We start from the raw sequence: 10,260 nt of genomic DNA, 5'->3' as shown, positions 1-10,260 counted from the left end.
CCCTGCGAACCGGGTGCGAGCGCCCCGACGGGCTTCTCGGTCGCGGGGTTGATCTGCTCGAACTTCTTGCCGGCCGCGGCGAAGATGTCGTCGAAGCCGCCCAGCTTGATCGGGATGTAGATGATCGCGACGGCGATGACGATGTAGATCAGCGTGTCCTTGACGAACGCGATGAGCGCCGGGGCCCGCAGACCCGAGGAGTACGTGTACGCGGCGAGGACCGCGAACGCGATCAGCAGCGGCAGGTCCTTGACGAACCAGTTGGTGCCCTCGTCGCCGCCGACGCCCATGACGTCCAGGACGGCCTGGATGCCGACGAGCTGGAGCGCGATGTACGGCATCGTGGCGAGGATGCCGGTGATCGCGACGGCCAGGGACAGGCCCTTGGAGCCGAAGCGGCCGCGCACGAAGTCCGAGGTGGTCACGTAGCCGTGCTTGTGCGAGACCGACCACAGGCGCGGCAGGAACGTGAAGATCAGCGGGTACACGAGGATCGTGTAGGGCACCGCGAAGAAGCCGGAGGCACCGGCCGCGTAGATCGCCGCCGGGACGGCCACGAAGGTGTAAGCCGTGTAGAGGTCGCCGCCGAGCAGGAACCAGGTGATCCAGGTGCCGAACGAGCGGCCGCCCAGGCCCCATTCGTCGAGGGACGCCTCGTTCTCGGCGCGCCGCCAGCGGGCGGCGAGGAAGCCCATGACCGTGACGGCCACGAAGAACAGGATGAAGACGGTGAGTGCGACACCGTTCACGCCGTCGTTCACGCGCCGGCCCCTTCCTGGGAGGCCTCGGAGGCCTGCTTACGGGACGCCTGGTCGTGCTTCCACAGCTTGTACGCGACCATCGTGAGCGCCGTCGAGATCAGCACCCAGAGCATCTGGTACCAGTAGAAGAACGGGATGCCGATGAACGCGGGGTCCACCTTGGCGTAGGAGCTGACCCAGAGCATCGCCACGAACGGGGCGATGAGACACAAGGCCACCACGACACGGAGCGGGGTCACCGTCCGCGTGTCTGCTTGCCGCGCTGGTCGCGCGGCTTCCGGCGCATTGGACATAGAGCGGTTCCGTCCCCTCGCTGGCCCTATTTATCTCGGCTTAACGTCCGGGAAATCTAAGCGAGAGTCTCGCCTCATGGAACCCTTGTCCGGATAACGGACGCACCGATGCCGTACTGATATCAACTACCCGGCACCGGTGGGCCGTATGTGAGAAATGCGGGGGTGAAAGGGGGTGAGGGGCGCTCAGTCCATGGGGCGCTTGAGGCGCGCCACGAACTTGTACCGGTCGCCCCGGTAGACCGAGCGCACCCACTCCACGGGCTGGCCCGAGCCGTCGATCGAGTGCCGGGAGAGCATCAGCATCGGCAGGCCCACGTCCGTGCCGAGCAGTCCGGCCTCGCGGGGCGTGGCGAGCGAGGTCTCGATGGTCTCCTCGGCCTCGGCGAGCCGGACGTCGTAGACCTCGGCGAGCGCGGTGTAGAGCGAGGTGTACTTCACGAGGCTGCGGCGCAGCGCGGGGAAGCGCTTCGCGGACAGGTGCGTGGTCTCGATGGCCATCGGCTCACCGCTGGCCAGGCGCAGCCGCTCGATGCGCAGGACGCGCCCGCCGGCGGAGATGTCGAGCAGCCCGGCGAGGGTGTCGTCGGCCGTCACGTACCCGATGTCGAGCAGCTGCGAGGTGGGCTCCAGGCCCTGGGCGCGCATGTCCTCCGTGTAGGAGGTGAGTTGGAGCGCCTGCGAGACCTTGGGCTTGGCGACGAAGGTGCCCTTGCCCTGGATGCGCTCCAGGCGGCCCTCGACGACCAGCTCCTGGAGGGCCTGGCGGACCGTGGTGCGGGAGGTGTCGAACTCGGCGGCGAGGGTGCGCTCCGGGGGGACGGGGGTGCCGGGCGGCAGGGTCTCCGTCATGTCCAGGAGGTGCTTCTTCAGGCGGTAGTACTTGGGCACACGTGCGGTACGGACAGGCGCCCCGCCCTCGTTCTCCGCACTGCTGACGTCGGTGCTCATGCTCCGCCTTCCCGGCTCCGGTGCCGATGCGACCGATGCGTCCGCCGGTCACGGCTCACATCGTGGCACGGCTCGCTCCGGGGTACTCCCGCACGCTCCGTGATCCCTTCTTATATCGTCCGGCGCCCCTCTGGTCTAGTCCACCCCGCCGGACGGGGGAACGGGGTCAACGGCCGTGCTCCGAAGGGTGGGTGTCGTTCCGGTAACGGACCCACAGTCCCTTCACAACCACCCTTGACAGCCCCATTGGTCTGGTCCAAGCTCCCCGTACTGGTCTACACCATTAGTGGCCAGGTCCCAGTCCCATCAGCCGTATCCGCGTACGTGCTTCGCGTACTCGCCGTATGTCATCGCTGTGGGTGGGGGGTTGCAGGCATCCCTGAGGAGGGTGACATGAAGCGCAAGCTCATCGCGGCGGTCGGCGTCGCGGCCATGATGACCGGGGTCGCGGCCTGTGGGGGCGACGGTGGCGACAACGCCGGCAAGGACCCGAAGGACCGCACCGGCTCGGTGACCGTCTGGCTGATGGTGGACGCGCAGAGCACCTGGCCCGAGCTGGTCAAGGACGTCAACGCCCAGTTCAAGAAGAAGTACCCGAAGGTCAAGGTCGACGTCGCCTACCAGCAGTGGGCGGACAAGGCCAAGAAGCTCGACACCGCCCTCGGCGGCGACAAGTTCCCGGACGTCGTCGAGCTCGGCAACACCGAGACCATGCAGTACATCCTCAACGGCGCGCTCGCCGAGATCGACCCGAAGAAGTACGACAACAGCGACACCTGGATCAAGGGTCTCAAGGACACCTGCACCTTCGAGGGCAAGCAGTACTGCGTGCCCTACTACGCCGGTGCGCGCGTCGCGATCTACAACAAGGACATGCTGAAGGCGGCCACCGGCTCCGACACGCTGCCCACCACCGAGGACGACTTCCTCAAGGCGATGGACAAGGAGACGGCGAAGCAGGGGAAGAAGGACAAGCGCTTCTCCTCGCTCTACCTGCCCGGCCGCTACTGGTACGCCGCGATGTCCTACGTCGCCGCGTACGGCGGCCAGATCGCCCAGTACGACGAGGGCTCCAAGGAGTGGAAGGCCAGCCTCTCCGACCCGAAGGCGCAGGAGGGCATCCAGCACTTCATCGACCTCGTCAAGAAGTACAACAAGGGCGACATCACCAAGGACGAGCAGGACCACGCCAATGTGATGGCCAACGAGAAGGCCGGCGTCCTGTACGGCAACGGCTGGGAGGCCGGCTCCGTCATCGACGGCAAGGCCAACGGCAACCCGAAGCTCGAGGGCAAGATCGCCACCGCCGCGATGCCCGGCCCGAACGGCAAGACCCTGCCGTCCTTCATCGGCGGCTCCGACCTCGCGGTGACGCAGAAGTCGAAGAACGCGGACCTCGCCGAGGACTGGATCTCCATGTTCACGAGCGAGAAGTCCGAGGAGGTCCTCGCCTCCAAGAACATCCTCCCGAACAACACCAAGCAGCTGCAGCCGCTGAAGGACAAGCCGGAGACGGCCCCTGTCGCCAACGCGGTCGAGAGTGCCTGGTTCACGCCGATCGCCCCGGGCTGGACCGCGATCGAGAAGGAGGAGGTCCTGAAGAACATGCTGCTCGACATCCTCAAGGGCAAGTCCGTGGCCGAGGCGACCAAGGCCGCCGACGCCAAGATCGACGAGCTGATCAACAAGGAGTCCTGAGCCTTCGGGCTCCGGATGAAGGGCGGGGCCGGTTCACCTGATCCGGCCCCGCCCCTCGTCTCCCTTTCGCCGAGCACGAGAAAGGTCAGCCACGTGACTGCCGCCGACACCAAGGCCGCCGGGCCGCCGCTCAGCGCAGCGGACACCCCGGAAGGGGGGACGGTCCACAAGAGCCGCCCCGCCGGCACCGGCCGCCCGAAGCGGAAGAAGGGGGCGCTGCTCCCCTACCTCCTGATCCTGCCGGCGATCGTCGCGCTGGCCGCCGTCTACGCGTACCCCCTGGTCAAGACCGTGATCATGTCCTTCCAGGACATGGGACGGCGCGAGCTGTGGACGGGCGAGAGCCCGCCGTGGGTCGGCTTCGACCAGTTCACCAACATCCTGGGCGACGCCGAGTTCTGGCACGTCACCCTGCGCACCGTCGTCTTCATGGCGGTCTGCGTCGTCGCCACCATGGCGATCGGCCTGCTGGTCTCGCTCCTGATGATGCGCCTGTCCACCTGGGTGCGGCTCACGCTCACCACGGCCCTCATCGCCGCCTGGTCGATGCCGCTCCTGGTCGCCTCGTCGATCTTCCGCTGGCTCGCCGACTCCGACTACGGCCTGGTCAACACGATCATCGCCAAGTTCGCCGGCGACGACTGGCTCGGCCACAACTGGTTCCTCGACCCGCTCCAGGGCTTCGCCGTCATCGCCGCGCTCGTCATCTGGGGCGCCATCCCGTTCGTCGTGATCACCCTGTACGCGGCCCTCACCCAGGTCCCCGGAGAACTCACCGAGGCCGCCCAGCTCGACGGCGCCTCCGCCTTCGGCGTCTTCCGCTTCGTCACCTGGCCGGTCATCAAGCCCGTCTTCATCATGGTGACCACGCTCTCCGTGATCTGGGACTTCAACGTCTTCGGCCAGATCTGGCTGCTGCGCGGCAACAAGCCCGAACCGGACTACGAGACCCTCGGCCTCTACTCCTTCTCCAAGGCGTTCACCTCGACGTCCTTCAGCCAGGGCACCGCCATCGCCCTGGTCACCGTACTGATGCTGTCCGGCGTGGCCGTCTACTACCTGCGCCAGCTCATGAAGACAGGAGAGGTCGAATGAGCGCCTCCACGCCGACCCACCCGCAGGACCTGCGGCCCGACCGCAAGAAGACGAAGCTCGGCTACAACGTCCTCGGCCTCGTCATCGCGGTCGTCATGGCCTTCCCCGTCTACTGGCTGATCATCTCGGCGCTGCGCCCCAACCACGAGATCCGCTCCTACGACCAGACGCTGTGGCCCTCGTCGATCACCTTCGACAACTTCGCGCGCGCCGTGAAGCAGCCCAACTTCGCCACCGCGATCCAGTCCAGCCTCATCATCTCGATCACCGCCGTCGTCGGCGGCATGATCATCGCGACCCTCGCGGCACTCGCCGTCGGCCGCTTCCGCTTCACCGGCCGGCGCGCCCTGCTCATGGTCCTGATCCTGGTCCAGATGCTGCCGCCGACCGCGATGCTCATTCCGATCTACGCCCAGCTCAACGCGATGGGCGGCCTCAACGAGTACTGGGGCGTCATCGTCGTCTACCTCGTCTCCACGCTGCCCTTCGCCACGGTCATGATCCGCGGCTTCGTGGTCAACATCCCCGTGGAACTGGAGGAGTCGGCGATGGTCGACGGCTGCACGCGCATGGGCGCGTTCCGCCGGATCATCTTCCCGCTGCTCGCCCCCGGCCTCGCCGCCTCGTCGATCTTCGCGCTCGTCAACGCCTGGAACGAGTACCTGTTCGCGTACATCCTGATGAACGACGACTCGAAGTACACCCTGAACGTCTGGCTCATGACGTTCACGACGGAACGGGGCACCGACTACGGCGCCCTGATGGCCGCGTCCACGATGATCGCCCTGCCGGTGGTGGTCTTCTTCATGTTCATCCAGAAGAAGATGGCCACAGGTCTCACCTCCGGCGCCGTGAAGGGATAACGCCACCCGATGACGACACTCGCCCACGGAACCGACACGCTGACGCGGGACGCGCTGACGGTCCTGCAGCCCGGATTCACCGGCACCACCGCCCCCGACTGGCTGCTGCGGCGCCTCGGCGAAGGCCTCGCCTCCGTCGGCCTGTTCGGCCGCAACATCGCCACGCCCGCCCAGCTCGCCGCCCTCACCGCCCAGCTGCGGGCCGAGCGCGAGGACGTCCTCGTCGCCATCGACGAGGAGGGCGGCGACGTCACCCGCCTCGAAGTCCGTACGGGCTCCTCGTTCCCCGGCAACCACGCGCTCGGCGCCGTCGACGACGCCGAGCTGACCCGGGCGGTCGCGCACGAACTCGGCCGCCGCCTCGCCGCCTGCGGCGTCAACCTCAACTGGGCGCCCTCCGCCGACGTCAACGCCAACCCCGACAACCCCGTCATCGGCGTCCGCTCCTTCGGCTCCGACACGGACCTCGTCTCCCGCCACACCGCCGCCTACGTCGAGGGCCTCCAGGCCGCCGGGGTCGCCGCCTGCACCAAGCACTTCCCCGGGCACGGCGACACGGGCGTCGACTCCCACCACGACCTGCCCCGCATCGACGTGGGCCTCGACGTGCTGCACGCCCGCGACCTCGCCCCGTTCCGCGCGGCGATCGCCGCCGGCAGCCGCGCCGTCATGAGCGCCCACATCCTGGTCCCGGCCCTCGACCCGGACCGACCGGCGACCCTCTCGCGCCGCATCCTCACGGGGCTGCTCCGCGAGGAGCTCGGCTACGACGGGCTCATCGTCACCGACGGCATGGAGATGCAGGCCATCTCCGCGACCTACGGCATCGAGCGCGGCAGCGTCCTCGCGATCGCCGCCGGCGCCGACGCCATCTGCGTGGGCGGCGGCCTCGCCGACGACGACACTGTGCTGCGGCTGCGCGACGCCCTGGTCGCCGCCGTGCGCTCGGGTGACCTCTCCGAGGAGCGGCTCGCGGACGCGGCCGCGCGCGTGCGGTCCCTCGCGGAGTGGACCCGGGCCCGGGGCGGCACCGCGACCGGCCCGGCGGACACCGGGGTGGGGCTGACCGCCGCGCGCCGGGCGCTCACCGTGACCCGGAGCGCGGACGCCGCGCCGGTGACGGGGCCCGTGCACGTCGCGGCCTTCACCCCGGTCGCCAACATCGCGGTCGGCGACGAGACCCCCTGGGGCGTCGCCGCCGAACTCGAACGGCTGCTGCCCGGCACCACGACGGCGTCCTACACCGGCCCGGACGCGGGCGAGAAGGCCCTCGCCGCCGCGGGGGACCGGCGCCTCGTCGCCGTCGTCCGCGACGAGCACCGGCACGCCTGGATGTCCGCGGCCCTGGACACCCTGCTGTCCGCCCGCCCCGACACCCTGGTCGTCGAGATGGGCGTCCCCCAGGCCCCGCCCCGGGGCGCGCTCCACATCGCCACCCACGGCGCGGCCCGCGTCTGCGGCCTGGCCGCCGCCGAGGTCATCGTCGGGTAGGCGGGGGCCGCCACCTCGGGCACTGCGCACAGATGCCGGTCACCCCGGACGAGGGGTGACCGGCATCGGCGTGGCGAGACGCGACCGGAGGCCTACAGGCCCTGCCACTCCGGCTTGTTGGCGAAGGTGTGGCGGAAGTACTGGGTCAGCTTCAGCTTCGACGCGGCGCCCTCGTCCACGACCACCGTCGCGTGCGGGTGCAGCTGCAGCGCGGACGCCGGCACGACGGAGGCCACGGGCCCCTCCACGGTCGCGGCCACCGCGTCGGCCTTCCCCTCGCCCGTGGCGAGCAGCACCAGGTGGCGCGCCTCCAGGATCGTCCCGATCCCCTGCGTGATGACGTGCCGCGGCACCTGGCTGAGGTCCCCGTCGAAGAACCGCGCGTTGTCCGCGATGGTCTGCTCCGTGAGCGTCTTGATCCGGGTCCGGGACGCGATCGAGGAACACGGCTCGTTGAACCCGATGTGCCCGTCCGTGCCGATCCCGAGCAGCTGCAGATCGACCCCGCCGGCCTCGGACAGCGCCCTGTCGTACGCCTCGCACGCGGCCTGCACGTCCTCCGCGCTGCCGTCCGGCCCCATGAACGCGTCCGCGTCGAGCCCGAGCGGCTCCACGACCTCGCGCAGCACCGTCGCGCGGTACGACTCGGGGTGCCCGGTGGGCAGTCCGACGTACTCGTCGAGCTGGGCGATCCGCGCCCGCGACGCGTCCACCTCACCGGCGCGCACCTTGGCCGTCAGGGCCTGGTAGATGGGCAGCGGGGTCGAGCCGGTGGCCACGCCGAGCAGCGCGTCGGGCTTGCGCCGCAGCAGCTGGGCCATCGCCTCGGCGATCAGCTCGCCGCCTGCCTTGGCGTCCGGAACGATCACAACTTCCACGCTGGGCCTGCCGTTCTGGTCAGAGGGGAACTAGTGGTATAGACCAATCTAGCAGAGCAGGGCCCCGCCGGACAGGCGTTCGGCGGGGATGTCCGGACCGTTCGTCCGCCCCCTGGGCCCATGCTCCGCGCTGCGCGTGACCTCGGCACGTCGAGCGGCCGGACCGCCCGGCGACCCGCACGGTGACCTGCTCCGCGATGACGGCATGGCTACGAATTGAACTCACGGCTCCCGGTAACCGTGGGAAAGGGCGTACGTTGGACCAGGCGTACTTTTGAGTAACCCTCGAGTACGCCCCCGGGGGAGGGGGCGTGACAGGACGCCGCGAACAAACCCCCGCCGACGCATGGACACGACCAAATGGTCTAGTCCACAATGCCAAGTGCGAAGAACAAGACCAGAGACTTCCGCCCTCCCCGCACAGGAGGACGGACAGAGGAACCGTCGCTCTCTGCCCTGACTGCGACGGATCCTCGATCGGCACCCGGGACCGCACACCCGGAAGCCGGTGCACCTGAAGGGCTGCGGTGCCAGGGAACGGGTTGAGGGTCCCGCCCCCGGCGCCGCGGCCCGTCGGTGTTTCCAGGGCCCTCAGGGCCGCTGGAGACCCCAGGGCTCCCCGGCCCCCTTTCCGGCCCGGCCGACCGATTCGGGACCCCGCTCACCGCCGGGTACGCTCGGGCTCGTGCCCTCCATGAACGATCTCGTCCGCCAGCACACCGCCCTCGGCGACTCCGACCTCGAGTGGCTGCACCTGCTGGTCTCGGAGTGGCAGCTGCTCTCCGACCTCTCCTTCGCCGACCTGGTCCTGTGGGTCCCCACCCGCGACGGCACCCGGTACGTCTCCGTCGCGCAGATGCGGCCCAACACGGGCCCGACCTCCTATCAGGACGACATGGTCGGCCACCTCGTGCCGCGCGGCCGCCGCCCCATGCTGGACGCCGCCCTGGACGAGGGCCGCATCGTCCGCGAGGGCGACCCGGAGTGGCGCGAGGAGGTCCCGGTCCGGGTCGAGTCGATCCCCGTACGCCGTGAGGGCCGCGTCCTCGGCGTCATCGCGCGGAACACGAACCTGCTCACGGTCCGCACCCCTTCACGGCTCGAACTGACCTACCTCCAGTCGGCCTCCGACCTCGCGCAGATGATCGCCGCGGGCTCCTTCCCGTTCCCCGGGCAGCAGGTCGACATGGACGCCTCCCCGCGCGTGGGCGACGGCCTGATCCGGCTCGACGCCGACGGGGTCGTCCAGTACGCCTCGCCGAACGCGCTGTCCGCGTACCACCGCCTCGGCTTCCAGGCCGACCTCGTCGGCCACCACCTCGGCTCCACCACCGCCGAACTCGCCCCGTCGCGCGGCCCGGTGGACGAGGCGCTCGCCAAGGTCGCCAGCGGGTGGGCCCCGCGCGAGTTCGAGATCGAGGGCGAGGAGGGCTCGATCCAGCTCCGCGCCATCCCGCTCAAGCCCAAGGGCACCCGGATCGGCTCCCTCGTCCTGCTGCGCGACGTGACGGAACTGCGCCGCCGCGAGCGGGAGTTGATCACCAAGGACGCCACCATCCGGGAGATCCATCACCGGGTGAAGAACAATCTGCAGACCGTCGCCGCGCTGCTGCGCCTCCAGGCCCGGCGCATCGGCGACGACCGGGGCCGCGAGGCCCTGGAGGAGGCGGTCCGCCGGGTCGGCTCCATCGCGATCGTCCACGAGACGCTGTCCCAGAACCTGGACGAGCGCGTGGAGTTCGACGAGATCGCCGACCGGGTCCTCGCGATGGTGGCGGAGATCTCCCCGGGCCAGGTGACCGGCCGGCGCACCGGCCGCTTCGGAATCCTGGACGCCGAGGTGGCGACCCCGCTCTCCATGGTCCTGACCGAGGTCCTGCAGAACGCGCTGGAGCACGGCTACCGGCAGGGCGACACCGGCACGGTCGAGGTCGGGGCCGTCCGCGGCGGCACCACCAAGGAAGCCCGGCTGCTGATCACCGTGCAGGACGACGGCGTCGGACTGCCCGAGGGCTTCGACCCGAAGAAGGCCGGCAACCTCGGCCTCCAGATCGTGCGCACCCTGGTCGAGGGCGAACTGGGCGGCACCTTCGACATGGTCCCCGCCCCCGAGCGCGGCACCCGGGTCATCCTCGACATCCCGGTGAACTCCAGCAAGTAGGCGCCTAGCCAGAGGAAGTGACGCTGCGCACACAGCAGTGAGCCCCGGACCGTCGGAACGGTCCGGGGC

Annotated in this window: 8 protein-coding genes and 1 pseudogene; 5 read left to right on the top strand and 4 right to left on the bottom strand. The window is 69.6% G+C overall.

Annotation, left to right across the window (positions count from 1 at the left end; translation table 11 throughout):
• From ACFW9D_RS01550 to ACFW9D_RS01540, 3 genes and pseudogenes are all read right to left on the bottom strand, one after another.
• Positions 1 to 761 (bottom strand): annotated as a pseudogene (locus ACFW9D_RS01550) (sodium:solute symporter); the annotation flags it as partial.
• On the bottom strand, positions 758 to 1,054 hold the full coding sequence (locus tag ACFW9D_RS01545) for a DUF3311 domain-containing protein (protein WP_188336940.1): 297 nt from the start codon (positions 1,052 to 1,054) through the stop codon (positions 758 to 760). The pseudogene ACFW9D_RS01550 and the gene ACFW9D_RS01545, both read right to left, overlap by 4 nt.
• Before the next feature lie 186 nt (positions 1,055 to 1,240).
• Positions 1,241 to 2,005 (bottom strand): GntR family transcriptional regulator, encoded by a 765-nt coding sequence (locus ACFW9D_RS01540; protein ID WP_384616650.1) that lies wholly within the window; start codon positions 2,003 to 2,005, stop codon positions 1,241 to 1,243.
• Between the two features lie 393 nt (positions 2,006 to 2,398).
• Here ACFW9D_RS01540 and ACFW9D_RS01535 point away from each other — a divergent pair, with 393 nt between their 5' ends.
• From ACFW9D_RS01535 to ACFW9D_RS01520, 4 genes are all read left to right on the top strand, one after another.
• The gene (locus tag ACFW9D_RS01535; RefSeq protein WP_188336938.1) at positions 2,399 to 3,703 is read left to right on the top strand and encodes a sugar ABC transporter substrate-binding protein; all 1,305 of its coding nucleotides are present in this window, start codon (positions 2,399 to 2,401) and stop codon (positions 3,701 to 3,703) included.
• A gap of 216 nt (positions 3,704 to 3,919) precedes the next feature.
• On the top strand, positions 3,920 to 4,798 hold the full coding sequence (locus ACFW9D_RS01530) for a carbohydrate ABC transporter permease (RefSeq protein WP_384616737.1): 879 nt from the start codon (positions 3,920 to 3,922) through the stop codon (positions 4,796 to 4,798).
• Positions 4,795 to 5,661 carry a carbohydrate ABC transporter permease gene (locus ACFW9D_RS01525; RefSeq protein ID WP_188336936.1) on the top strand — a complete coding sequence of 289 codons (867 nt, stop codon included), beginning with the start codon at positions 4,795 to 4,797 and terminating at the stop codon, positions 5,659 to 5,661. Before ACFW9D_RS01530 ends, ACFW9D_RS01525 begins: the two co-directional genes overlap by 4 nt.
• 9 nt (positions 5,662 to 5,670) lie before the next feature.
• On the top strand, positions 5,671 to 7,152 hold the full coding sequence (locus tag ACFW9D_RS01520; RefSeq protein ID WP_384616648.1) for a glycoside hydrolase family 3 protein: 1,482 nt from the start codon (positions 5,671 to 5,673) through the stop codon (positions 7,150 to 7,152).
• A gap of 92 nt (positions 7,153 to 7,244) precedes the next feature.
• Here ACFW9D_RS01520 and nagB read toward each other — a convergent pair whose 3' ends face one another.
• Positions 7,245 to 8,030: a glucosamine-6-phosphate deaminase gene (nagB, locus tag ACFW9D_RS01515; protein ID WP_188336934.1), complete on the bottom strand. Its 786-nt coding sequence runs from the start codon at positions 8,028 to 8,030 to the stop codon at positions 7,245 to 7,247.
• 694 nt (positions 8,031 to 8,724) lie between these two features.
• Here nagB and ACFW9D_RS01510 point away from each other — a divergent pair.
• A complete protein-coding gene (locus ACFW9D_RS01510; protein ID WP_188341319.1) occupies positions 8,725 to 10,191 on the top strand; it encodes a PAS domain-containing sensor histidine kinase in 1,467 nt (488 codons plus the stop codon).
• The last annotated feature ends 69 nt before the right edge of the window (positions 10,192 to 10,260 follow it).

The organism is Streptomyces sp. NPDC059524 (assembly GCF_042749255.1).
In the GTDB taxonomy this organism is placed as follows: domain Bacteria; phylum Actinomycetota; class Actinomycetes; order Streptomycetales; family Streptomycetaceae; genus Streptomyces; species Streptomyces xanthii.
This window is presented reverse-complemented; position numbering and strand designations above follow the sequence as displayed.